This window comes from Streptomyces sp. NPDC107517 (genome assembly GCF_055582645.1).
This window is the reverse complement of the sequence record NZ_JBVJPM010000009.1, coordinates 303721-325833: the sequence shown is the minus strand read 5'-3', so window position 1 is coordinate 325833 and position 22113 is coordinate 303721. Positions and strand designations below refer to the sequence as shown.

General features: G+C 71.7%; 21 protein-coding genes. 9 read left to right on the top strand and 12 right to left on the bottom strand.

From position 1 onward, the window contains the following. Positions 1 to 165 precede the first annotated feature (165 nt). Positions 166 to 1389 carry an acyl-CoA dehydrogenase family protein gene (locus ACZ67T_RS22705; protein ID WP_469986369.1) on the bottom strand — a complete coding sequence of 408 codons (1224 nt, stop codon included), beginning with the start codon at positions 1387 to 1389 and terminating at the stop codon, positions 166 to 168. A 59-nt stretch (positions 1390 to 1448) separates the two neighbouring features. Continuing rightward, complete coding sequence (locus ACZ67T_RS22700) at positions 1449 to 2156, bottom strand: HAD family hydrolase (RefSeq protein ID WP_469986367.1); 708 nt, start codon at positions 2154 to 2156, stop codon at positions 1449 to 1451. A 244-nt stretch (positions 2157 to 2400) separates the two neighbouring features. Here ACZ67T_RS22700 and ACZ67T_RS22695 point away from each other — a divergent pair, with 244 nt between their 5' ends. Continuing rightward, a complete protein-coding gene (locus tag ACZ67T_RS22695) occupies positions 2401 to 2931 on the top strand; it encodes a hypothetical protein (protein ID WP_469986365.1) in 531 nt (176 codons plus the stop codon). Positions 2932 to 2960: 29 nt separating this feature from the next. Here the strand turns inward: ACZ67T_RS22695 and ACZ67T_RS22690 are convergent, their stop codons facing one another. The 6 genes from ACZ67T_RS22690 to ACZ67T_RS22665 all read right to left on the bottom strand — a co-directional run bounded on the left by ACZ67T_RS22690 (position 2961) and on the right by ACZ67T_RS22665 (position 11437). Then, complete coding sequence (locus ACZ67T_RS22690) at positions 2961 to 4388, bottom strand: aminobutyraldehyde dehydrogenase (RefSeq protein WP_469986363.1); 1428 nt, start codon at positions 4386 to 4388, stop codon at positions 2961 to 2963. Continuing rightward, positions 4381 to 6054, bottom strand: coding sequence for a thiamine pyrophosphate-dependent enzyme (locus ACZ67T_RS22685; protein ID WP_469986362.1), 1674 nt, complete (start codon positions 6052 to 6054; stop codon positions 4381 to 4383). The genes ACZ67T_RS22690 and ACZ67T_RS22685 overlap by 8 nt, the downstream gene beginning before the upstream one ends. Beyond that, entirely contained in the window at positions 6051 to 7412 is a 1362-nt protein-coding gene (locus ACZ67T_RS22680; RefSeq protein WP_469986360.1) for an MFS transporter, read from the bottom strand. The genes ACZ67T_RS22685 and ACZ67T_RS22680 overlap by 4 nt, the downstream gene beginning before the upstream one ends. A 77-nt stretch (positions 7413 to 7489) precedes the next feature. Next, a complete protein-coding gene (locus tag ACZ67T_RS22675; protein WP_469986359.1) occupies positions 7490 to 9145 on the bottom strand; it encodes an amidohydrolase in 1656 nt (551 codons plus the stop codon). A gap of 16 nt (positions 9146 to 9161) precedes the next feature. Next, on the bottom strand, positions 9162 to 10847 hold the full coding sequence (locus ACZ67T_RS22670) for an urease subunit alpha (RefSeq protein ID WP_469986357.1): 1686 nt from the start codon (positions 10845 to 10847) through the stop codon (positions 9162 to 9164). Further along, positions 10844 to 11437, bottom strand: coding sequence for an urease subunit gamma (locus ACZ67T_RS22665; RefSeq protein ID WP_469986356.1), 594 nt, complete (start codon positions 11435 to 11437; stop codon positions 10844 to 10846). Before ACZ67T_RS22665 ends, ACZ67T_RS22670 begins: the two co-directional genes overlap by 4 nt. A 123-nt stretch (positions 11438 to 11560) precedes the next feature. Here ACZ67T_RS22665 and ACZ67T_RS22660 point away from each other — a divergent pair, with 123 nt between their 5' ends. From ACZ67T_RS22660 to ACZ67T_RS22640, 5 genes are all read left to right on the top strand, one after another. Then, on the top strand, positions 11561 to 12760 hold the full coding sequence (locus ACZ67T_RS22660) for a helix-turn-helix domain-containing protein (protein WP_469986355.1): 1200 nt from the start codon (positions 11561 to 11563) through the stop codon (positions 12758 to 12760). Continuing rightward, positions 12757 to 13269 (top strand): Lrp/AsnC family transcriptional regulator, encoded by a 513-nt coding sequence (locus ACZ67T_RS22655; protein ID WP_469986353.1) that lies wholly within the window; start codon positions 12757 to 12759, stop codon positions 13267 to 13269. Before ACZ67T_RS22660 ends, ACZ67T_RS22655 begins: the two co-directional genes overlap by 4 nt. Before the next feature lie 126 nt (positions 13270 to 13395). Further along, positions 13396 to 14205, top strand: coding sequence for a dimethylargininase (gene ddaH, locus ACZ67T_RS22650; protein WP_469986352.1), 810 nt, complete (start codon positions 13396 to 13398; stop codon positions 14203 to 14205). Continuing rightward, on the top strand, positions 14202 to 15425 hold the full coding sequence (gene rocD, locus ACZ67T_RS22645; protein ID WP_326772083.1) for an ornithine--oxo-acid transaminase: 1224 nt from the start codon (positions 14202 to 14204) through the stop codon (positions 15423 to 15425). Before ddaH ends, rocD begins: the two co-directional genes overlap by 4 nt. A 106-nt stretch (positions 15426 to 15531) precedes the next feature. After that, entirely contained in the window at positions 15532 to 15936 is a 405-nt protein-coding gene (locus ACZ67T_RS22640; protein ID WP_469986351.1) for a VOC family protein, read from the top strand. On the opposite strand, the gene ACZ67T_RS22635 is transcribed toward ACZ67T_RS22640, so the two are convergent. The 3 genes from ACZ67T_RS22635 to ACZ67T_RS22625 all read right to left on the bottom strand — a co-directional run bounded on the left by ACZ67T_RS22635 (position 15903) and on the right by ACZ67T_RS22625 (position 18155). Continuing rightward, positions 15903 to 16994 carry an LLM class flavin-dependent oxidoreductase gene (locus ACZ67T_RS22635; RefSeq protein ID WP_469986350.1) on the bottom strand — a complete coding sequence of 364 codons (1092 nt, stop codon included), beginning with the start codon at positions 16992 to 16994 and terminating at the stop codon, positions 15903 to 15905. The two genes, ACZ67T_RS22640 and ACZ67T_RS22635, sit on opposite strands and share 34 nt — an antisense overlap. Beyond that, positions 16994 to 17530 (bottom strand): SRPBCC family protein, encoded by a 537-nt coding sequence (locus tag ACZ67T_RS22630; RefSeq protein ID WP_469986348.1) that lies wholly within the window; start codon positions 17528 to 17530, stop codon positions 16994 to 16996. Before ACZ67T_RS22630 ends, ACZ67T_RS22635 begins: the two co-directional genes overlap by 1 nt. Before the next feature lie 127 nt (positions 17531 to 17657). After that, complete coding sequence (locus ACZ67T_RS22625; protein WP_469986347.1) at positions 17658 to 18155, bottom strand: winged helix-turn-helix transcriptional regulator; 498 nt, start codon at positions 18153 to 18155, stop codon at positions 17658 to 17660. 209 nt (positions 18156 to 18364) lie between these two features. Between ACZ67T_RS22625 and ACZ67T_RS22620 the strand changes: the two genes are divergently transcribed. Next, a complete protein-coding gene (locus tag ACZ67T_RS22620; protein ID WP_469986345.1) occupies positions 18365 to 19234 on the top strand; it encodes an AAA family ATPase in 870 nt (289 codons plus the stop codon). Then, positions 19231 to 20664 carry a VWA domain-containing protein gene (locus ACZ67T_RS22615; RefSeq protein ID WP_469986344.1) on the top strand — a complete coding sequence of 478 codons (1434 nt, stop codon included), beginning with the start codon at positions 19231 to 19233 and terminating at the stop codon, positions 20662 to 20664. The genes ACZ67T_RS22620 and ACZ67T_RS22615 overlap by 4 nt, the downstream gene beginning before the upstream one ends. Before the next feature lie 69 nt (positions 20665 to 20733). On the opposite strand, the gene ACZ67T_RS22610 is transcribed toward ACZ67T_RS22615, so the two are convergent. Beyond that, a complete protein-coding gene (locus tag ACZ67T_RS22610) occupies positions 20734 to 21393 on the bottom strand; it encodes a TOPRIM nucleotidyl transferase/hydrolase domain-containing protein (protein WP_469986342.1) in 660 nt (219 codons plus the stop codon). A gap of 80 nt (positions 21394 to 21473) precedes the next feature. On the opposite strand from ACZ67T_RS22610, the gene ACZ67T_RS22605 reads away from it, so the two are divergent. Beyond that, positions 21474 to 22103, top strand: coding sequence for an alpha-ketoglutarate-dependent dioxygenase AlkB (locus tag ACZ67T_RS22605; RefSeq protein WP_469986340.1), 630 nt, complete (start codon positions 21474 to 21476; stop codon positions 22101 to 22103). Positions 22104 to 22113 lie beyond the last annotated feature (10 nt).

The window sequence follows — 22113 nt, the reverse complement described above, 5'->3', positions numbered from 1 at the left end:
TGTCCGCCGGGCGCTGCACACCTCAGCCGCTCGCGGGCGCCGCACACCAGCGTGCTCATGTGGTGCCCGCCGGTACGGGAACGGAGGCGATCTTCGCACACCCGCGTGCGCCGATCGCCTCCGTTCCCCCTCGGCCCGGCAGGACCTCTCGCCCGTGCCGTGCGGTCAGCGGGTGCGGCCCCACTGCGGTTCCCGGCGGCGCAGTTCACGCATCGCGATGGTGCGCTTGTGGACCTCGTCGGGGCCGTCGGCGAGGCGCAGGGTGCGCAGATGCGCGTACATGCTGGCGAGCGGGAAGTCGTCGGAGACGCCGCCTCCGCCGTGCACCTGGATGGCCCGGTCGACCACCTTCAGCGCGACCTCGGGCGCGGCCACCTTGATCGCGGCGATCTCCGTGCGCGCGTGCCGGTTCCCCACGGTGTCCATGAGGTACGCGGCCTTGAGGGTGAGCAGCCGGACCATGTCTATCTCGATGCGGGACTCGGCGATCCAGTCCTGCACATTGGCACGGTTCGCGACGGGCTCGCCGAAGGTCGTACGCGCCTGCGCCCGGTCGATCATCAGGTCGAGGGCGCGCTCCGCCATGCCGACGGCGCGCATGCAGTGGTGGATGCGGCCGGGGCCGAGCCGAGCCTGGCTGATCATGAAGCCGTCGCCCTCTCCGGCGAGCAGCGCGGTGACCGGGACGCGGACGTTCTCGAAGACGACCTCGGCGTGCCCCTCGCGGTCCTTGTAGCCGAAGACGGGGAGGTTGCGCAGGACGGTGACGCCGGGGGTGTCGATCGGCACGACCATCATGCTCTGCTGACGGTGCGTCGCGGCTTCCGGCTCCGTCTTGCCCATCACGATGAGCACCTTGCAGTTCTTGTGCAGGGCGTTGGAGGTCCACCACTTGCGTCCGTTGAGGACGTAGTCGTCGCCGTCCCGCTCCATGCGGAGCTGGATGTTGGTGGCGTCGGAGCTCGCCACGGCGGGCTCGGTCATCGCGAAGGCGGACGCTATCTCGCCGTCGAGGAGCGGCTTGAGCCACTTCTCCTTGTGCTCGTCGGTGCCGAAGAGGGTGAGCACCTCCATGTTGCCGGTGTCCGGCGCGTTGCAGTTGGTGGCCTCGGGTGCCAAGTGCGCGCTGCGGCCCATGATTTCGGCGAGCGGGGCGTACTCGAGGTTGGTGAGGCCGGGGCCCCACTCGGGGTGCGGGTGGAAGAGGTTCCACAGACCGCGCTTCTTCGCCTCCGCCTTGAGCTCTTCGAGGACGGGCGGGTGGAAGTGCGGATCGCCGGACTCCGTCATCTGCGCCTCGTAGACGGACTCCGCCGGGTAGATCCGCTCGTCCATGAAGGCGAGCAGCTTCTCCTGGTACTCCTTGGCCCTGTCGGTCAGCTCGAACACGTGGTTCTCCTCACGGGGGATGGATTTCAGGGACCGGCGCGGCAGCGCGGCGCGGCCGGCTAGCGGGACCGGGGACCGGGCTGCGCGTCTGCCCGTGTTGCTTGTGCTTCGCGTGCTGCCGCTGCCTGTGTCGTATCCGTCGCACCGTCCAGATGGAGCAAAGCCCTCAACTCCTCGGCGGTCGTGGCCGCTTCGCGGTGGACGATCCCGGCGAGGCCGGCGCGTCGTGCCGCGACGATGTTGTGTTCGAGGTCGTCGACCATGACGGTCTCGGCGGGCTCGGTGCCGAGCCGCTCACACGCGATGGCGTAGGCACGCCGGGACGGTTTGCGTACGCCGATCTCACCGGAGATCGCCACGGCGTCGAACATGGATTCAAGGTCGAAGCCCGCGTAGCAGTCGTCGCCCAGGGAGTTGGAGAGCAGGCCCACGCGGTGTCCCGCGTTCCGCAGCTCGGCGACGAGGTCGAGCATCGCCTGGTCGGGGCGTAGTTCTGTCTGCATCAAGGACAGGAGTCCGGGGCCCTGCACGTCAGCTCCGTGTGCGCGCAGCCGCTCGGCGAAACCGTCCTCGAAGTCACGCTGCCCCAGTCGGCCTTCCTCGTGCTCCACGAGGAGGGCGCTGGAGAGCTCGTCCTTCGCGAGCAGTCGGAGCGGGAGCCGCGGATCCACACCGAGCTTGGTGCCGAAGGCCTCGAACGCCTTGAACACGCTGGTGGTCAGCACGCCCCCGAAGTCGAAGAGGACGGCGCTGATTCGGGTACCCAAGAGACGGCCTCCTGGTCGCAGGTTCGGGAAGCATGCGCAACGTACCTGAATCCGGCCTCAACTTCAATCACTCCCGCTGCGCTCAACCACCTCAGGGCCTGCGCGAAACCCGGACATCCCACGCGTGTCGCCCCGGTCCACCGGACCCCTCGGGCGAGAGTGACCGGACAGCCGACCACCCGCCCCTCGCTGCTTCCCCCACCCCAGGCCACAGGCGCCCACGTACGCCCCCGAGGACCCCGTCATGAACACCCGCCAGACCCTCCACCGTTGCGGCCACGCCCTGAGCCGCGGCGCCGCCCGGCCCAACGTGCTGTTCGGCGGCGTGTACGGTGCCGTCCTCGCCAGTTCCATGGTCGCGGCCCTCGCCCAGTACGGGCGCTCGTCACGCGCGGACCGCATGTACGACGCCAAGTGGCTCCTGATCACCGCGGTCGCCTCGGCCCTGGCACACGGGTACGCGCACCTCATCGCGCGACGCGGGGACGAGACCCACCACGGGGCGGTCGCCGCGGTCCGGGCGCTCGCCGAGGAGTGGCCGCTGCTCCTCGCCACCCTGCCGACGCTCATGATGCTCTTCGGGGCGGGCCTCGGCTGGTGGAACTACTCGGGGATCGAGTACGTCGCCCTCGGCTTCAACGTCGCCCTGCTCTTCGGCTGGGGTCTGACGGCGGCCCGCGCCAGCGGCAGGTCCTGGGCCCGGTCGCTGCTACTCGGCGTGGGCGACGCGCTGCTCGGCCTGATCGTCGTCGTGGCCAACGCACTGATCAAATAGCGGGCCGAGCGCGCGCCGTGCGCGGAGTGTCAGGGCGTCCCGTGCGCGGCCATGACGTGCTTGATCCGCGTGTAGTCGTCGAAGCCGTAGCGGCTCAGGTCCCTGCCGATGCCCGACTGCTTGTATCCGCCGTGGGGCATCTCGGCGAGGACCACCTGGTGGCAGTTGAGCCAGACGCAGCCGAAGTCGAGTTCGGCGCTCAGCCGCATGGCGCGGCCCAGATCGGCGGTCCACACGCTGGACGCCAGGCCGAAGTCGACGCCGTTGGCCAGGGCGATGGCCTCTTCCTCGGTGTCGAAAGGCTGGACCGTGACGACGGGGCCGAAGATCTCGCCCTGCACCACGTCGTCGTCCTGGCGGACGCCGGAGACGACGGTGGGCGGGAAGAAGTAGCCGGGGCGGTCGACACGCCGGCCCCCGGTCTCCACGCGGGCGTGCTCGGGGAGCGTCGCGATGACGGACTCGACACGGGCGGCGTGGGCGGCGCTGTTGAGAGGACCGTAGAAGGCGTCCTCGTCAGGTGAGCCGGTCCGGGTGTCGCGCGCGGCGTCGACGAGGGCCGTCAACAGGGCGTCGTGGAGCGGGCGTTGAACCAGGATCCGGGTCACGGCAGTGCAGTCCTGGCCGCCGTTGAAGAAGGCGGCGTCGGCGAGGGAGCGGGCCGTGCGGACGGGGTCGACGTCGGCGAAGACGACGGCCGGGGCCTTGCCGCCCAGCTCCAGGTGGACGTTCTTGACCTCGCGGGAGGCCTCGGCCATGACCTCGGAGCCGGCCCGGGTGCTGCCGGTGATGGCCACCATGTCGATGTCCCGGTGGGCGACGAGCGCACGTCCGGTGTCCCGGTCGCCGCACACGATGTTGACGACGCCCGGCGGGAAGACACGCGCGGCGAGTTCGCCGAGCAGGACGGTCGACCAGGGCGTGGTGTCGGACGGCTTGAGGACCACCGTGTTGCCCGCGGCGAGCGCGGGGCCGAGTTTCCACACGGCCATCATCAGCGGATAGTTCCAGGGCGTGACCTGAGCGACGACGCCCACGGCCTCGCGGCGGACGTACGAGGTGTGGCCCTGCGCGTACTCGCCGGCGGCCACGCCCTCCAGGACCCGGGCGGCCCCCGCGAAGAAGCGCAACTGGTCGGCGCCACGGCCCACTTCGAGGGTCCGGGTCGTCTCGCGCGGCTTGCCGGTGCTGCGCACCTCCGCGTCGACCAGCTCGTCCGCGTGGGCGCTCACGAGGTCGGCCAGGCGCAGGAGCGCCTCCTGCCGCCGGGCCGGGGTGCTGCGGCGCCAGGCGGGCAGGGCGCGCCGTGCGGCGGCCACGGCCGCGTCCACGTGCGCGGCGGACGAGCGGGGCGCGGTGCCGTAGACCTCTCCCGTTGCCGGGTCGGTCAGCTCCATCCGGTCGGCGACCTCGGCGCTGCGGCCGTCGACGATGTTGTGCAGGGTCAGGTCAGACATGGCAGCTCTCCTTGCGCAGGGAGGCGACGGTGATGCCGGGGGCGAGGCGCCCGTCGGTCACCTTCAGCTCGATGAGGGCGGCCTTGCCGCTGTCGAGGGACCGCTGGAGCGCGGGTCCGAACTCGTCGGTGACAGTGACGGTTTCGCCGTGGGCACCGAAAGCACGGGCGTACGCGGCGAAGTCGGGGTTGCCGAGTCCGGTGCCGCTGACCCGCCCCGGATAGGCCTGCTCCTGGCGCTGGCGGATGGTGCCGTACTTGGCGTTGTTCAGGACGATGATCAGCGGCTCGGCGCCCTCGGCCACGGCGGTGGCGAGCTCCTGCCCGTTCATCAGGAAGCAGCCGTCGCCCGCGACGGAGACGACCCGGCGCTCCGGATCGTGGATCGCGGCGGCCACGGCGGCGGGTATGCCGTATCCCATGGACCCGTTGCGCGGGGCGAGTTGGCGTGTTGCGCCGTGGTAGGTGAGGAAGCGCTGCGCCCAGATGGCGTGGTTGCCGGCGCCGAAGGTGATGACGGCGTCCGCGGGGAGCCGCTCGTCGAGCGTGGCGAAGACGGTGGCCAGGTCGAGCGGATCGTCCTCCGGGACCGGCGTGCGGAACGACAGATGGGCGGCCCTGTCCTGCTTGGTCCGCACGGCCCACGGCAGGGGGCTGCCGGGACGCAGGGCGCGTACCGCGTCGGCGAAGGCCTCGGGGGCGGCGAGCAGGGTGAGTTCGGCGGGGTACAGGGCGCCCGGCGGCTGCGGTTCGGGCAGCACCTGGACGAGCCGCGGTCCCGTCCCGTCGGTGGGGAGCAGCGTGAACCCGTCGGTCGCGACGTCACCCGGTGCGGTCCCGACGGCCAGCAGCAGGTCGGCCTCCCGCACCCGCTGCGCGAGCGCGTCGTCGCGTCCGTAGCCGAGCGGACCGACGTACACCTCGGACTCGTTGTCGATGAGGTCCTGGCAGCGGAAGTCCACCGCCACGGGCAGGGACCACGCCTCGGCCCAGTCCCGTACGGCGGCGCGGGCGTCCGAGGTCCAGCGGCCGCCGCCGAGGAACAGGAGGGGCCGTTCGGCGGCCGTCAACAGCCGTTGCAGGCAGACGAGTTCGGCCGCGGTCACGCCGCCGCCGGGGACAGGCAGCGGGGTGGTGTCGGCGACGCGTACGACATCCGTGAGCATGTCCTCCGGCAGACCGAGGACCACGGGACCCGGCCGGCCGCTGCTCGCGACGGCGAACGCGCGGGCGACGTACTCGGGGATGCGCGCGGCGTCGTCGATGGTCTCGACGAGCTTGGCGCTCGCGCCGAACGTGCCGCGCAGGTCGAGTTCCTGGAAGGAGGCGCGGTCGGTGTGCCCGCGCGGCACCAGGCCGATGAACAGGACCATCGGCGTGGCGTCCTGGTACGCGGTGTGCAGGGCGACCAGCGCGTTGGTGGCACCGGGACCCCGGGTCGTGAAGCAGACCCCGGGGCGCCCGGTGAGCTTGCCGTGGGCCTCGGCCATGTAGGCGGCGCCGCCTTCGTGGCGGCATACGACCATGTGGACGGGGGCGTCGTGCAGGGCGTCGAGCGCGGCGAGGTAGCTCTCTCCGGGCACGCCGTAGACGGTCTCGACGCCGTGTGCGGACAGCTGGTCGATGAGGACCTGGCCGCCGGGACGGGCGGGGTGGTGCTGGGTCATGCGGTGGCCTTCTGAGGTGCGGAGGTGTTGTCGGGCGTGGTGGCGGACCGGCTGCCGAGCAGCGGGCCGGCCAGGAAGGAACCGGCCGCGGTGCAGGCGGCGATGAGGACGAGGAGGAGGGCGACACCCCAGGACGCGCCGTCGGTGACGCCGGTCAGCCAGGCGGCGACGAGCGGGACGAAGCCGCCGAGGACACCCGAGAGGTTGTACGACATGGCGACGGCGCTGTAGCGGAAGGTCTCCGGGAACAGGCCCGTGACGACGGCGCCGATGGTGGCGTACGGGATGGAGATGACGGCGACGCCGAGCGTCACACCGAGGATGACGAGGGCGGTCTGCCCCGTGTCGACGAGCCAGAAGACCGGGAAGGCGACCAGGACCGACAGCACACCGCCGACGGCGCACACCTTCCACGGGCCGACGCGGTCCGCGATCCGGCCGCCGACGTAGATCACGACCATCTCGGCCACGGCGGCGAGGAGCGTGGCATTGAGCATCACGGACTTCGCGATGCCGAGCTGTTCGGTGCCGTACGAGATCATGAAGGTGGTCAGCAGGAAGAAGCCGCCGATGCCGAGGAAGGCGGCGAGGACGCTGATGATCATGCGGCCCCAGGTCTTGCGGAAGGCCTCGATGAGGGGTGCGGGCGCGGGGCCGTTCTTCTCGGCGTCCTCGATCATGGCGCGGAAGACCGGTGACTCCTCGATGCGCAGGCGCAGGTAGAGCGCGAAGACGAGCAGACCGAAGGCGGCGAGGAACGGGATGCGCCAGCCCCACGCGTAGAAGGCGTCGTCGGGCAGCAGGCCGACCAGGGCGAATGCGCCGCTGGAGAGCAACGTGCCGACGGGCGAGCCGAGTTGGGGCACCGCCGAGTAGCTGCCGTGCTTCTCCTTCGGCGTGTGTTCCAGGGTCAGGAGCATCGCGCCGCTCCACTCCCCACCGACCGAGATGCCCTGCACGAAGCGGAGTACGGCGAGCAGCACGGGCGCCCAGATGCCGATGGTGTCGTACGAGGGGAGGAGGCCGATGCAGCCGGTGGCGACACCCATCATGACGACCGTGATGATCAGCGCGGCCTTGCGTCCGTAGCGGTCGCCGATGTGGCCGAAGACCGCGGCGCCGATGGGCCGGGCCGCGAAGCCGACGGCGAAGGTCACGAAGGAGGCGATGGTCGCCGTCGTGGCGTCGAGCGAGGGGAAGAACAGCTTGTTGAAGACGAGCGCGGCCGCGGTGCCGTAGAGGAAGTAGTCGTACCACTCGAGGGCGGTGCCGATGAACGCGGCGGACAGGAGGCGCTTGATGTCGGCGGCGCCGGCGACGGTGCGGCCTGTCGGCGGCGTCGTGCTGTTGGAGCTCACGGAATCTCCCGGGGGACGGTGACCGCGTGGGCGGTCGGGGGACGGTGGAGCGGGGAGGGTGCCTCGGGCGGAGGCAGTCAGGTGGAGGCGGTCATGCCGAGCGGGTCGTGGGCGACGGTGCCGCCGACGGAGGTGGCCAGGATCCGGATCGCGCCGATGCGGTCCGGCGAGATACACGTGGGGTCGGCGTCCAGGACGGTGAAGTCGGCCAGGTGACCGGGGCGCAGGACGCCCTTGCGGTCGCCGTGGCCCGTGGCGTGCGCGGAGCCGACGGTCCAGGCACGCAGCGCGGCGAGTGCCGTGACGCTCTCGTCCGCGCCGAAGGGCGCGCCGGTCTCGGTGAGGCGCTCCACCATGGACTGCATCGCGGGCAGCGGGGCGCCGGGAGCGACGGGCCGGTCGGAGCTGCCGGGCACGACGATGCCCAGGTCGAGCAGGGAACGCAGTCGGTACGACCAGGGGGTGCGCTGCGGCCCGAGCGCCGCCGCCATGGCGTCTCCGAAGGCGTACAGGAAGTTGTGCTGCGGCACGGGCACGGCGCGCAGCTCGGCGAAGCGGGCGAGCTGGTCGGGGCGTACGACGCCGGCGTGCTCGATCCGGTGGCGCACCTCCGGGCGTGGGTGGGCCCGTTGGGCGCGGGCGAAGGTGTCGAGTGCGAGGTCGACGGCCCGGTCGCCGATGGCGTGGGCGGCGACGGTCCAGCCGGCCCGGTGCGCGGCCACCACGGTGTCGGCCATGGCCTCGGGGTCGCCCTGGAAGTATCCGGTGGCGGACGTGTCGTGGGGGCAGCCGCAGAACGGTTCGGTGACTGCGGCGGTGCGGCCGAGCAGCGAGCCGTCGAGGAAGATCTTTACGGGGCCCAGCGAGAGACGGTCGTCGCCGAAGCCGGTGCGCATGCCGAGGTCGAGGCCGAGGGTGATGCCGTCGTCGGCGTGCGCGGTGAGCGGGTGCAGCACGTCGGAGGCGGCCATCACCTGGGCCCGGGTGTGCAACGCGCCGTTGTCGCGGGCGAGTTGGTAGGCGGCGAGCTCCACCGGGCTGTGCCCGATCCAGCCGCCGCCGATGCCCGCTTCGGTGAAGCTGGTGATGCCCTCGGCGAGGTAGTGCCGGGTGGCGGCGCCGATGGCGTCGGCGAGGGTGGCCACGGGGTACGGCAGCACCTGGCGTTGGACGAGCTGCTGCGCGGTCTCTTCGAGAAGTCCGTTGGGCCGCCCGTCCGCGTCCCGGGCGACGACGCCGCCGGTGGGGTCGGCGAACCCGTCGGCGAGCGCGCCGGCCTTGTCCAGAACGGGTGAGTTGACGACACAGGCGTGTCCGGAGGTGTGCTTGAGCCACACCGGGCGGCCGCCCGCGGCGCGGTCCAGAGCGTCGCGGTGCGGCTGGACGCCGCCGAGCTTGTGGTGGTCGAGCCCGGCGCCGATCACCCACGCGTCCTGCGGCCGGCCCCCCGCGTGGTCGGCGACGGCCGCGTACACCTCGTCCACCGACCGGGCCTTGGACAGGTCGAGCTGGGCGAGGGTGAGACCGAACCACGCGGTGTGACAGTGGGCGTCGTTGAAGCCGGGGACGAGGGTGGCGCTGCCCGCGTCCAGGACGCGGCGCGCGGGCAGGTCTTCGACGTCGTCGTCGAGTCCCGCGATCCTGCCGTGCAGGACGCCCAGGGTGCGGGCGGTGGGCCGGTCGTCGTCGAGGGTGAGGATGCGCGCGTTGCGCACCAGCAGATCGAGAAGCATGGGGTGGGTCCGTCCCTCAGGCGAAGTGGTGCAGTTGGGCGAGGGGCAGTTCGGTGACGGCGTCGGTTCCGGTGGGGACGTCGTCGACCAGGACGGGAGCGGGCTCGCGCGGCACATGGACGCGTGGCGTGGCGGTGTTGTGCAGCATGTCGGCCCGGGTCAGACCGCGGGCGCCGGCGATCGGCGCGTACTGCAGACCCTGCGGGAGCGCGGCGCGGGCGGCCCGGTCCTCCAGGGCGGCCTGTGCGACGAAGATCCGGGACAGGCGCGCGGGGGCGTCGCCGAGTGCCCCGAAGTAGGGGCGGTAGGTGCGGGGCTGGGTCAGTCGGGTGGAGCCGGAGCCCGAGCCGGTGTTGCCCCAGGCCACGAAGCCGCCCTTGACGACGAGTTCGGGCTTCGTGCCGAACCAGGCGGGGTGCCACAGGACGAGGTCGGCCATGCGGCCCGGCTGGAGGGAACCGACCTCGTGGGCCAGGCCGTGCGCGATCGCCGGGTTCAGGGTGATCTTCGCCAGATAGCGCAACGCCCGTGCGTTGGCGGGGTGTTCCACTCCCCCGCCGCCGTTCGCGAGGGCCTGCACATGGGCGAGCTGCCAGGTCCTGCGCACGGTCTCGGCCATCCGGCCCATGCCCATGGAGTCGGAGTTGACGATGCTGATCGCGCCCAGGTCGTGCAGGGCGTTCTCGGCGGCGATGGCGTGGCCTCGGATGCGTCCCTTGGAGATCTCGATGTCGCTGGGCGAGTGGTGGTTCTGCCGGTGGACCGTCATCGTCATCGGGAACAGCTCGCCGACGGTGTTGGCGGTGTACGGAACCGTCGGGGTGGTCGACGAGGGAAGCACGTTGGGCTCGGAGAGGATCTCCAGGAGGTCGGGGTGACCGCCGCCTCCCTCCACGTGGTAGGCGTGCACGGTGCGGCCGCGGGTGGCGCCGATGGTGTCGCGCAGATAGCCGGACTCGTTCATGGAGTCGGTGTGCATGGCGACGGGCAGGTCCGCCTGTTCCGCGGTGCCCAGGCACGTCTCGATGATGCGCGGGGTGGCCCCGAAGTCCTCATGGATCTTGAAGCCGCCGGCGCCCGCGAGTACGGATTCGTCGAGCAGGGCGCGCGAGGTGGAGGAACCCCGGGCGAGGAAGGCGATGTTGAGCGGGGTGCCGCGCCAGGACGCCATCAGGGTGTGCAGGTTGTGCGCCGGGTTGCAGCCGATCTCCCACACTCCGCCGAGGCCCATGCCGACGAGCGTGGTGACTCCGGCGGACAGCGCGGCGGGTGCCACCTCGGGCGAAGAGAGGTGGACGTGACTGTCCACGATGCCGGGGGTGGCGATCAGGCCCTCGCCCGGGATGACCGAGGTGTGGGAGTCGATGGCGAAGTCGACGTCCATGACATCCGGGTTGCCGACGCCGCCGACGGCGACGATCCGGCCGTCCTTGATCCCGATGTCGGTCTTGCGGACGCCGAGCACCGGGTCCATCAGGACGACGCCGGCCACCACCATGTCGAGCGCGGAGTCCCGGTCGGAGCGCGGCGACGCCAGCAGTCCGTCGCGGACCGTCTTGCCGCAGCCGCCGAGCAGTTCGTCGCCCGGTGTGCCGTCGTCCTGTTCCACCTCGACCCACAAGCAGGTGTCGCCGAGCCGGATCCGGTCGCCGGTCGTGGGGCCGTAGAGCGCGTTGTACGTGCGGCGGTCGACCTGTGTCATGACGCCTCCTCATGGCGTGCCGTCACCACGTCGACTTCTCGTACGGCGCCGGGTTCGAAGGACAGGGCGGTGCCCGCCGGGATGTCGAGCCGCATGCCCGCGGCGGCCTCGCGGTCGAGCTCCAGGGCCGCGTTCGCCTCGGCGAGCGGGTAGTGCGAGGACAGGTAGACGGTGCGGTCGCCGTTGTTCCGGACGGTCAGCCGTGAGCGGAGCCTGCCGGTGTTGATCAGGACCGGGTCGGGTGCGGTGCGGACGGCTCCCGGCCCGGGTTCGCCGCTCCCGCCCGTGGTGGGGATCGGGTGGTCGATCGCCACCAGGGACGTACCGCTCGGGAACAGGGCCTCGACCTGGATCGTGGTGACCATCTGCGGCACCCCGTCCATGACGTCGTCCTCGGTGAGGACCTTGCGGCCCGCCGCGATCACTTCGTCGAGGCTCAGGCCGTCCCAGGCGGCTTCGAGAACCTCGTCGCAGATCAGGGCGATCGCCTCCGGTGCGTTCAGCCTGCGCCCGCGCGCCCTGCGGCGGCGCGCCAGTTCCGCGACGGTGAACAGCTGGATCCGCTCCAGCTCTCGAGGGGTCAAATGCACAGCTACCCGGCCCTCCATGCAGTGGAATTCCGGCCACGGCCTGCCGGACACTCCAAGAATTCACGGGGTCTGGCGCGAAGCCAACGTTGATTTGGCGCCGATGGGGCGGCCAGGATTGTGCACATGAACAGTGAGCCCGTCCTCTTCCCGCCCCCTGACCCCCGGGTCACCGAGCTGGCCCGGCGCTGCCTGGAGGACATCGACAGCCTCGTCGGCCTGTGGGTGGAGTGCGTACGGCCGGTCCGTGCCTCCTATGTGGACCGCGTCTCGGAGGAGGACTTCCGCGCCACGGCCTGGCAGGCGTTCGAGTACCTGCTGCGCAAGGTCGCCTGTCTGCCCCTGCCCGATCGCATCGCCACGGTCTCCGAGGAGATCGGGGAGAGGCGCGCCCGTCAGGGTGTCCCTCTGGACTCCCTCCTCGCGGCGGCGCGCCTCGACTTCCGCGTCGTCTGGGCGGCGCTGGTCGACAAGGCAGGCGAGGAGGACAAAGCCGAGCTGGTGACGTCCGCGTACCACGTGTGGGAGGCCGTGGAGAAGCACGTCACCGGGATCATGACGGCGTACCAGCGCACCATTCTGGACATGGGGCGCCGCGCGGCGGACGAGCGGCGCATGTGGTTCGCCCGGCTCCTGGACAGCGAGGGCCGCAATCCGACGGTGGTGCGGGACGCGGCGCTCGCCCTCGGCTTCCAGGCCGACGACCGGTTCCTGTGCGCGGTGGCGCCGCCACAGCACGGGGCCGGGCTGCGCAGGACCGCGGCGGCGCTGCGCACGGCCGAGGTTCCCGTCCAGCTGCAGGAGGTCGCGTCGGATCTGGTGCTCGCCGTGCAACTGGGCCGGCGCACCACGGCGGAGTCGGTACTCGCCCAGCTCCAGGAGACGCCGTGCGGGGTCGCCTCCGCGGCGGCGGGCCTGGCCGCGGTGCCGCGTGCGGTGGTCCTGGCGACGGCCACGGCGCGCGTCCTGCCCGCGAACGCCCCGGGTCCACGGCGACTCGAGGACAGCTGGCTCGATGTCCTGGTGCAGCGCGCCGAGGGCTTCGGGCGGGATCTCGCCGACGACGTCCTCAGCGGGCTGCACGCGGAAACGGTGCCCGCCGTCGAGGCGAGGCGCCTGCTCGATACCGTACGGTCGCACCTGGCCGGGACCGGGTCCGTCGCGGACACCGCGGCCGCCCTGTACTGCCATCGCAACACGATCCAGCAGCGGATCAACCGGTTCGCCGAGCTGACCGGCCGCGATGTGCGGCGCCCCGAGGACGCCGCGCTGGTGGCCCTGGCCCTGCGCGCCCGTGACCAGCACGAGAAGGACCTCCGGCCATGAACAGCAAGCACATCGGGTTCGACGATCTCGACCGCAAGATCGTCGCCGCCCTGATCGCCAATGCCAGGACGAGTTTCGCGGAGATCGGCGCGGCCATCGGACTGTCCGCGACCGCGGTCAAGCGGCGCGCCGACCGGCTGCGCGAGAACGATGTCATCACCGGCTACACCGCCACGGTGCGGCCGGCCGCGCTCGGCTGGAGCACCGAGGCGTTCGTCGAGGTGTACTGCGACGGGGCGGCGCCGCCCCGCCGGCTCGCCGAAGTCGTGCGCAACCATCCGGAGATCACCTCCGCGATGACCGTGACGGGCGGCGCCGACGCGTTGCTGCACGTCAGGGCCACGGACGTCGGCCATTTCGAAGAGGTGCTCGAACGCATCAGGGCCGAGCCGTTCATCCGCAAGACGATCAGCTACATGGTCCTTTCCCATCTGCTGCCGGACAGCGCGGAGGCCGGCGCCCGCGAGCCCGCCCCCGACGACGGAGCGGACGCAGCAAACCAGCACTGACCACCCGATCTGCGCAGCATTACTGCGGACTCACGCATCCAAATGCTCTTGTCGAGCGCCACTGCCGCTTCCTACCGTGGAGACACCCTCTGATCGTTGTCCCGCCGGAAGCGGAGGTACCCGTCTGTGCCCAGGCGCTATCTGGTGTGCGAGCCTCGATACTTCGACGTTCAGTACGCCATCAACCCGTGGATGCGTGACGACGTGCGGGTCGACACCGCGCTCGCCATCGCGCAATGGCAGAACCTGATCGAGACCTACCGCGCGCACGGACACACCGTGGAAACCGTGCCACCCGTCCCGGGCCTGCCCGACATGGTGTTCGCCGCGAACTCGGCGCTCGTCGTGGACGGCCGCGTCCTCGGCTCCCACTTCCACGCGGAGCAACGCCGCCCCGAGTCCGCGGAGTACGAGACGTGGTTCAAGGCGGCGGGCTACGACGTCCACCGTCCGGAGTCGGTCTGCGAGGGCGAGGGCGACCTCGTACCGGCGGGCCGCTGCATCCTCGCGGGCAGCGGATTCCGTACGACGCGGGCCGCGCACGACGAGGCGCAGGAGTTCTTCGGCGTACCGGTCATCGGCCTGCGCCTGGTCGACCCGTACTTCTACCACCTGGACACCGCGCTGTTCGCCCTCGACGACCCCGACGATCCGGGCGGCGGCACCGTCGCGTACTACCCGGAGGCATTCTCGGCCGGGAGCCGCGAGGTGCTCGCGCGGCTCTTCCCGAGCGCCGTGCTCGCCACCCGCGACGACGCGATGGCCTTCGGCCTCAACTCGGTCTCCGACGGCCACCGCGTCTTCGTCGCCCCGCAGGCCACCGGCCTCATCGAACAGCTCACCCACCGCGGATACGTCCCCGTCCCCGTCGACCTCTCCGAGTTCCACAAGGCCGGCGGAGGCATCAAGTGCTGCACCCAGGAGATCCGTTCATGACCGTCGCCCCCGTCCAGGCCCCGCGTTCCTCTGCCGAGCTCATCAGCGCCGAGACGCCGGTGCTCGCGCACAACTACCACCCCCTTCCCGTCGTCGTCGCCCGCGCCGAGGGCACCTGGGTCGAGGACGTCGAGGGCCGCCGCTACCTCGACCTCCTCGCGGGTTACTCGGCCCTCAACTTCGGCCACCGCCACCCCGCGCTGATCGAGGCCGCCCACCGTCAGCTCGACCAGCTCACGCTGACGTCGCGCGCCTTCCACAACGACCGTCTGGCCGGCTTCGCCGAGGGCCTCGCGGAGCTGACCGGGCTCGACATGGTGCTGCCGATGAACACGGGCGCCGAGGCCGTGGAGAGCGCCGTCAAGGTCGCCCGCAAGTGGGCGTACGAGGTCAAGGGCGTCCCCGCGGACCGGGCGACGATCGTCGTGGCCGACGGCAACTTCCACGGCCGGACGACCACGATCGTCAGCTTCTCCACTGACGAGTCGGCCCGCGCCGGGTTCGGGCCGTTCACGCCGGGCTTCCGCGTGGTCCCCTACAACGACCTGGCCGCGCTCGAGGCGGCGGTCGACGAGACGACGGCGGCCGTCCTCCTCGAACCCATCCAGGGCGAGGCCGGGGTGGTCATCCCGGACGACGGCTATCTCACCGGGGTACGCGATCTGACGCGGCGGGCCGGCTGCCTGTTCATCGCCGACGAGATCCAGTCGGGGCTCGGCCGCACGGGCCGCACGCTCGCCGTCGACCACGAGGCCGTGCGCCCCGACATGCTGCTCCTCGGCAAGGCGCTCGGCGGCGGCATCGTGCCGGTGTCGGCGGTCGTCGCGGGGCGGGACGTCCTGGGGGTGCTGCGGCCGGGCGAGCACGGTTCCACGTTCGGCGGGAACCCGCTGTCCGCGGCGGTCGGCTCCGCCGTCGTCGACCTGCTCGCCACCGGCGAATTCCAGCGCCGGGCGGCGGATCTGGGCGAGGTGCTGCGCGCCGGGCTCGAGGCCCTGACCGGCAAGGGAGTCAAGGCCTTCCGGGCCCGCGGCCTCTGGGCGGGCGTCGACATCGACCCGGCCATCGGCACGGGCCGCCGGATCAGCGAACTTCTCCTGGACGAGGGCGTGTTGGTCAAGGACACGCACGGTTCGACGATCCGCCTGGCCCCTCCCCTGACCATCACTCGCGAGGAACTCGAGTCGGCACTCGCGGCGCTGGGGAGGGTGCTGGGCTAGTACCGGGCCCCGAGGTCACGGCCCGGCCACCGGCAGCGGTGGCCGGGCTTCCGGCCGCGTTCGGACGGTCGTCGACAAGCCGCACGACGCCTGGTTGGCTTGCGCCATGCGCATCGACCGGCTCGACCACCTCGTCCTCACCGTGCGCGACCCCGACGCCACGGTCGCGTTCTACACGAAGGTCCTGGACATGGAGGCGGTCACCTTCCGGGGCGGCCGCCGCGCCCTCACCTTCGGCCACAGCAAGATCAACCTCCATGAGGCGGGTCACGAGTTCGAGCCGAAGGCGGCCCGCCCCACGCCCGGCAGCGCGGACCTGTGCCTGATCGTCGACGAGCCCGTCCGGCGGGTCATCGCCGAACTGGCGAGCCACGGCGTCCCGTTGGAGGAGGGCCCGGTGGAACGCACGGGTGCCACCGGGCCCATCGTCAGCGTGTACGTGCGGGATCCTGACGACAACCTGATCGAGCTCAGCAACTACGTGGGCCCGGCGGACCCGCACACATCCTGACCGGCGCCCTCGCGCCCCACGTCCCGTACGAGATCCAGGGCCCTGCCCAGGGTGGTCAGCCGGGCATCCAGCGTGTCGCCGGCCGGGTAGAGGCGGACCGTGTCGACGCCCGCGGCGCTCCAGACCCGCAGGCGTTCGCGGACCATGGGCTCGGTGCCGATGAGGGTGGTGGCCAGCACCATGTCGTCGGTGATCAGTTCCGCCGCGCCGTCCCGGTCGCCGGCCTGCCACCGCGCGCGGACCTCGGCCGCGGTGTCGGCCCAGCCCTGCCTGCTGTAGGCGTTGTTGTAGTAGTTGGTGGTCGCGGATCCCATGCCGCCGAGACTGAAGGCCAGTTCCTTCTTGCGGCCCGCGACCATCGCGCGCAGCGCGTCCTCGTCGTCCGCGAACGCCACCTCGGCGCCCTGGCAGATGTCCAGGTCGGACCGCTTGCGGCCGGCCGCGGCGAGCCCGGCGTCCAGGTGGTCGAAGTAGGCCTCCTGCGCACCTTCCGGCACGAAACTCGTGCCGAGCCAGCCGTCCGCGACCTCGCCCGTGAGCCGCAGCATCCTGGGCGAGAGTGTGGCCAGATAGACGGGCAGGTCGTGTTCGGCGCGCATCGACAGGCGCATCGGCTTCGCCTCGCCGCCCGGCAGCGGGAGGGTGAACTCCCGCCCCTCATAGGAGAGTTTCTCTCCGGCCGCGGCCTGTCGGACGATCTCGACGGTCTCGCGCATACGGGACAGGGGCCGCGCGAAGGGGACACCGTGCAGCCCTTCGATCACCTGCGGTCCCGACGGTCCGAGTCCGAGCAGGAAGCGGCCGTCGGAGATGTTGGACAGGGTGATCGCCGCGCGGGCGATCGCGGCCGGGGTGCGGGTCGCCAGCTGGATGATCCCGGAGCCGAGCAGCATCCTCTCCGTGCGCGCCGCCAGATATCCGAGCGGCGAGGGCGCCTCCGAGCCCCATGCCTCGGCCACCCAGCAGATGTCCATCCCGAGCCGCTCGGCCTCGGTCACGAAGTCGACCGTCTCGCGCCAGCTGCCGCCCGAGGCCTCGATCGTCGTGGATGTACGCATCACTCGCCCCGTCCTTCCGGAGCCGGGCCGCCCTCGGCCAGGTCCTTGATCGCGTCGAGCGTGGCGGTGATGCTCCGCTCGAACTCCCGCAGCCGCACGAACACGATCTTCTGCTCCTTCTCCGGCATCGCGTCGATCGCGTACGAGAGCCCGGAGCGGCCGGGGCCGAGCTGCATCCACTGGGCCAGCTCGGTGCCGCCGTCGTCGAGCGGTGTCAGGGTGAACCTCCAGAGGGCGCTGGGCTGTTCGGGGTCCTCGACCGCCCAGGCGAACTCGCGTGGCGCCTCACACGCGACGACATGCGAGGTGGTCTCCCACTCCCCCAGCGACTCGTGCTTGCTGTGCCCGAGGAACCGCGCGCCGAGTGTGGGGCCCGCCGCCCCGTCCAGCCAGGCGACCGACTGGAGTTCGGCGCTGAACGTCGGCATCAGGTCGATGTCGGAGACGAACTCCCACACCCGCTCCGGCGACGCCTGAACCCTTCTGCGGACCTCGACCGTCGGTTTGTCGGCGTAGCGCGCGCCCGTCCACTCCATTGCCGGTTGCCTCTCCGTCTGCGGGAAGTTCACTGGGCGGATCTGCGAAAAGCGACCCTGAGCATGAGAGTTGCGTAGATAGACTCACTCGTCAAGAGGCAAGGCCGCAGGGCGGGACGGCGGGGAGTCAGTCCGTGAAACGGGCCTTGACGTCGGGGCGCTCCGCGAGGCGGGGCGGATAGCCGGGGCCGAGGCGGGGCCGCGTGTTCTCGGCTGTCATCGGCTCTTTGCACTCGCTGCACACGACCTCGGCATGGCCCTCGCGCCCGCACCGGTCGTGGTGGAAGACGACGGGCGGACCGGCCTCCTCCGCCAGCCAGCGGTCGCCCCAGCGGTTCATCGCAGCGAGCACGCCGAAGAAGTCGCGTCCCATGTCCGTGAGGACGTAGTCGTAGCGGACGGGCTCGTGCTGATAGGCGCGCTTCTCCATGAGGCCCTCGTCGACGAGGCGCCGGAGGCGGTCGGCCAGGGTGTTGCGCGCGATGCCGAGCTCCTCCTGGAACACGTCGAACCGCTTGATCCCGTAGAACGCCTCCCGCAGGACGAGCGGCGTCCACCAGTCGCCGAGCAGGTCCATGGTGCGCGCGATGGAGCAGGGCCAGTTGGCAAAGGAGGTCCGCCTCATGGCGTCAGCATACGAGGGTCTCGGATTGAGACCCAGCAGTTCGGACCCCGAGGACACGCCGGCAGCCGACCGGTTCGGGCGTTCCGTACGGCTGTGGCACGTGACCTACGACGCAAACGGTGCGTCCCTGTTGTGGAGCCGCTCGCGGAACTGGTCCAGTGGCCGCAGACCATCCGGCGCGCGGCGCCGCACGAGGAGGGGGCTCACGCATGACGACCGGGTACTTCACGTCCGTCGACGATGTGTCCGCGCGGCTCGCCGCGACGGGCTACCTGGCGTCTCCCGCGGTGGCCACCACCGTCTTCCTCGCCGACCGCCTCGGCAAGCCGCTCCTCGTCGAGGGCCCCGCGGGCGTCGGCAAGACCGAACTGGCCAAGGCGGTCGCCGAGGTCGCCGGCGCCACTCTCGTCCGGCTCCAGTGCTACGAGGGCGTGGACGAGTCGCGCGCTCTGTACGAGTGGAATCACGCCAAGCAGCTCCTGCGCATCACGGCGGGCCGCGACGAGTCCTGGGACGCGACCCGTACGGACATCTTCAGCGAGGAGTTCCTGCTTCCGCGCCCGCTCCTGACGGCGATCCGCGGCAGCGACCCGAAGGTGCTGCTCATCGACGAGACCGACAAGGCCGACGTCGAGGTGGAGGGCCTGCTTCTGGAGGTGCTCAGCGACTTCCAGGTGACGGTGCCCGAGCTCGGCACGATCAGCGCGACGCGCCGCCCGTTCACCGTCCTCACCTCCAACGCGAGCCGCGAGCTGTCCGAGGCGCTGCGCCGCCGCTGCCTGTTCCTCCACATCGGCTTCCCCGAGGAGGAGTTGGAGCGCCGGATCGTACGGCTCAAGGTGCCGGGGCTCGACGAGGCGCTGGCGCAGGCCGTGGTGCGGGTGGTCGGGGCGCTCCGCGCGATGGACCTGCGGAAGGTGCCGTCGGTCGCGGAGACCATCGACTGGGCCCGCACGCTCCTCGCCCTCGGCGCCGGAACCCTCGACGAGGAGGTCGTACGCGACACGCTCGGCGTCGTCCTCAAGCACCAGGAGGACGTCCTGAAGGCGGCGGCCAAGCTGGATCTGGACGCCGTGTGAGCGCGACGGCGGCCGGCGTCCCGGAGCGGCTCACCGCGCTCGTGCAGGCACTGCGCTCGCACGGGGTGCGCATCGGCACCGGCGAGACCGTGGACGCCGGGCTCGCGGTCGAGGCGCTCGGCCTGACCGACCGCGAGTATCTGCGGGAGGGCCTGGCGGCGGCGCTGCTGCACAGTGAAGGGCAGCGGGCCGTCTTCGACCCCGTCTTCGATCTGTACTTTCCCCGGAGCGTCGGCGCCCCGCGGGACACCCGGCACGAACCGAGCGCCGTGAGAACGTGGCAGCAGTCCGACACGGCCGACCTGCGCGAGCGGCTCGCCGCCGCGCTGGCCGCCAACGACCAGGAGATGCTCGACCAGTTGGCGGCCGAAGCGGTGGACGGCCTCGGCGGCTACGGCATCGCCAACGGTGCGGGCGGCTCGGGCGGGTCCGGAGGATCGGGCCGGTCGGACGGCTGGTCCTCGCACCAGACGCTCGCCCGGCTGCGCCCGGAGACCCTGCTCGCCCGGATCCTCGCCGGGATCCGGGCCGGGGCCACCGGCGACGACGAGTTCACCGACCGGCTCCAGGCGGACGAGATCCGCCGCCGCATCCAGGCGTTCCGCGGGCGCGTGGGCAGCGAGGCGCGGCGCCGGGTCGCCGAGCGCCGGGGCACCGACGAGATCGCCCGCCGCGCCATCGCCCCGACCGCCGACCGTGTCGACTTCCTCATCGCGGGCCGCGCTCAGCTCGACGAACTGCGCAGGGCGGTTCAGCCGCTGGCCCGCAAACTGGCCACCCGCCTCGCCGCCCGCAGACGCCGGGCCGCGCGCGGACGGATCGACCTGCGGCGGACGCTCCGTGGCTCCCTGTCGACGGGGGGCGTACCGATGCGGCCCGTGCTGCGCCGCCGCCGCCCCGCGCGCCCCGAACTCGTCCTGCTGTGTGACGTGTCGGGCTCGGTCTCGGGGTTCGCCAACTTCACCATGCTGCTGGTGCAGGCGCTGCACGACCAGTTCAGCAAGGTGCGGGTGTTCGCCTTCGTCAACCGCGTCGACGAGGTGACCGACCTCATCGGCCGCGACACGGCGGGGCCGGAGGGACTCAGTGCCGGCATCCTGTCGACGGCGGCCGTGACCGGCTGGCACGGGAGCAGTGACTACGGCACCTCGCTGGGCGAGTTCGCCGAGCGGTACGCGGACGCGGTCGGGCCGCGCAGCACGGTGTTCGTCCTGGGCGACGCCCGTACGAACATGAGCGACCCCAACACGGGGGCGCTGCGGGACGTCGCCGCTCGCGCCCGGAAGGTGTACTGGCTCAACCCCGAACGGCGCACGCTGTGGGACACCGGCGACTCGACGGCCGACGCGTATGCGGAGATCGTCGAGATGCACGAGTGCCGGAACGCCCAGCAGCTGAGCGCGCTGATCGCGCGGCTGCTGCCTGTTTGAGCGCTGTTCGCGGCGGCGGGGTCGGACGCGTCGGTTGTGCGCGCCGGGGGTCCGACACTCATGCCGGGGTCAGAGATGCGCGAGGAGCCGGTCCAGAGGGCGTGGGACCCGGTCGAGGTCGAGCCGCTCCACGAGTGAGCGCGCGTACTGCGCCTTGCGACCGCTGTGCGTCCCCATGAACCGGCGCAACTGCCGCTCCACGCCCCGGTCGCGCTGCGCCGGCTGCTTCTGGAAGGTCCGGAAGGGCCTCAGGTCGCCCTCCACGTCCAGGACTTGCTGCACCGTGTCCGCGCCGAGGCCGCGGATCAGCTCGTCCTCCAGGTCCGCGACACACACGTAGAAGCCGAGCTCCTCCATGTCCGCGTGGGTGAGGTGGGGACGCGGGCCGGTCCGCTCCAGAACGCTGCGGAAGTAGTGCTCCTCCCCCGCGTCGCACAACCCGGCGACGGTGACATCGAGCCCGTCCGGGCCGCACACCGCGAGGAACCTTCCGATGCTCATCGCGCCGCCGAGCGGCAGCACCGCGACGCCCTCCTCGTCGAGCCTGCGTCCGCGCCGCCGGGCGAGCGCCTCGACGGCCACCAGGTCGCTCTCCCCCTCGACCAGGACGACCTTGCGCACACCGGCCGCGACGGCCAGGTCGCGGGCCGCGTCCGCGGCGGACCCGCCCTCACCCCCGCGCGCCGCCCACGCTCCGGCCGCCCGACGGAACCGTCTCATCTCGTCCACACGCCCAGTTTCGCAGGACCCGGGGTGTCCACGTCCAGCCAATTAGCTCAGATGTTCGAATCAAGGAGTACGCTGTCCTCATGGCAACGCACCAACTCCAGGGGTCCCTGTTCGACCAGAGCGACGACGTGCGACTGCGGCCACTGGACGGGGTCCGCAGGACCGTGCTCGGCGACGGCGCCTGGATCGACCTGCTGCCGGGCTGGCTGAGCGGCGCCGACGTCCTGTTCGAGCGGCTGGCCACCGACGTGCCGTGGAAGGCCGAGCGGCGGCAGATGTACGAGCGGGTCGTGGACGTGCCGCGCCTGCTCGCCTTCTACGGCGCGGGCGAGCCCCTCCCGCACCCCGTGCTCGACGAGGCGCGGCAGACACTGTCCACGCACTACGCGGCCGAGCTCGGCGAGCCGTTCACGACGGCCGGGCTGTGCCACTACCGCGACGGGCGCGACAGCGTCGCCTGGCACGGCGACCGCATCGGGCGCGGCGCCCGCGAGGACACGATGGTCGCCATCCTGTCCGTGGGCGCGCCGCGCGACCTGTTGCTCCGCCCCCGCGGTGGCGGCAGCGTGGTCCGCCGGCCGCTGGGCCACGGCGACCTGATCGTGATGGGCGGCTCCTGCCAGCGGACGTGGGAGCACGCCGTCCCGAAGACGACGCGGGCCGCGGGCGGACGGATCAGCATCCAGTTCCGGCCGCACGGGGTGCAGTGATCCTAGGACG

Bases quoted from the DNA above. Each gene is read 5' to 3' on its own strand.
- ACZ67T_RS22695 (WP_469986365.1), top strand. From the start codon at position 2,401: ATGAACACCCGCCAGACCCTCCACCGTTGCGGCCACGCCCTGAGCCGC.
- ACZ67T_RS22655 (WP_469986353.1), top strand. From the start codon at position 12,757: ATGAACAGCAAGCACATCGGGTTCGACGATCTCGACCGCAAGATCGTC.
- ACZ67T_RS22690 (WP_469986363.1), bottom strand. From the start codon at position 4,388: ATGTCTGACCTGACCCTGCACAACATCGTCGACGGCCGCAGCGCCGAG.
- ACZ67T_RS22635 (WP_469986350.1), bottom strand. From the start codon at position 16,994: ATGCGTACATCCACGACGATCGAGGCCTCGGGCGGCAGCTGGCGCGAG.
- ACZ67T_RS22630 (WP_469986348.1), bottom strand. From the start codon at position 17,530: ATGGAGTGGACGGGCGCGCGCTACGCCGACAAACCGACGGTCGAGGTC.
- ACZ67T_RS22685 (WP_469986362.1), bottom strand. From the start codon at position 6,054: ATGACCCAGCACCACCCCGCCCGTCCCGGCGGCCAGGTCCTCATCGAC.
- rocD (WP_326772083.1), top strand. From the start codon at position 14,202: ATGACCGTCGCCCCCGTCCAGGCCCCGCGTTCCTCTGCCGAGCTCATC.
- ACZ67T_RS22605 (WP_469986340.1), top strand. From the start codon at position 21,474: ATGGCAACGCACCAACTCCAGGGGTCCCTGTTCGACCAGAGCGACGAC.
- ACZ67T_RS22675 (WP_469986359.1), bottom strand. From the start codon at position 9,145: ATGCTTCTCGATCTGCTGGTGCGCAACGCGCGCATCCTCACCCTCGAC.
- ACZ67T_RS22660 (WP_469986355.1), top strand. From the start codon at position 11,561: ATGAACAGTGAGCCCGTCCTCTTCCCGCCCCCTGACCCCCGGGTCACC.
- ACZ67T_RS22670 (WP_469986357.1), bottom strand. From the start codon at position 10,847: ATGACACAGGTCGACCGCCGCACGTACAACGCGCTCTACGGCCCCACG.
- ACZ67T_RS22625 (WP_469986347.1), bottom strand. From the start codon at position 18,155: ATGAGGCGGACCTCCTTTGCCAACTGGCCCTGCTCCATCGCGCGCACC.
- ACZ67T_RS22620 (WP_469986345.1), top strand. From the start codon at position 18,365: ATGACGACCGGGTACTTCACGTCCGTCGACGATGTGTCCGCGCGGCTC.
- ACZ67T_RS22640 (WP_469986351.1), top strand. From the start codon at position 15,532: ATGCGCATCGACCGGCTCGACCACCTCGTCCTCACCGTGCGCGACCCC.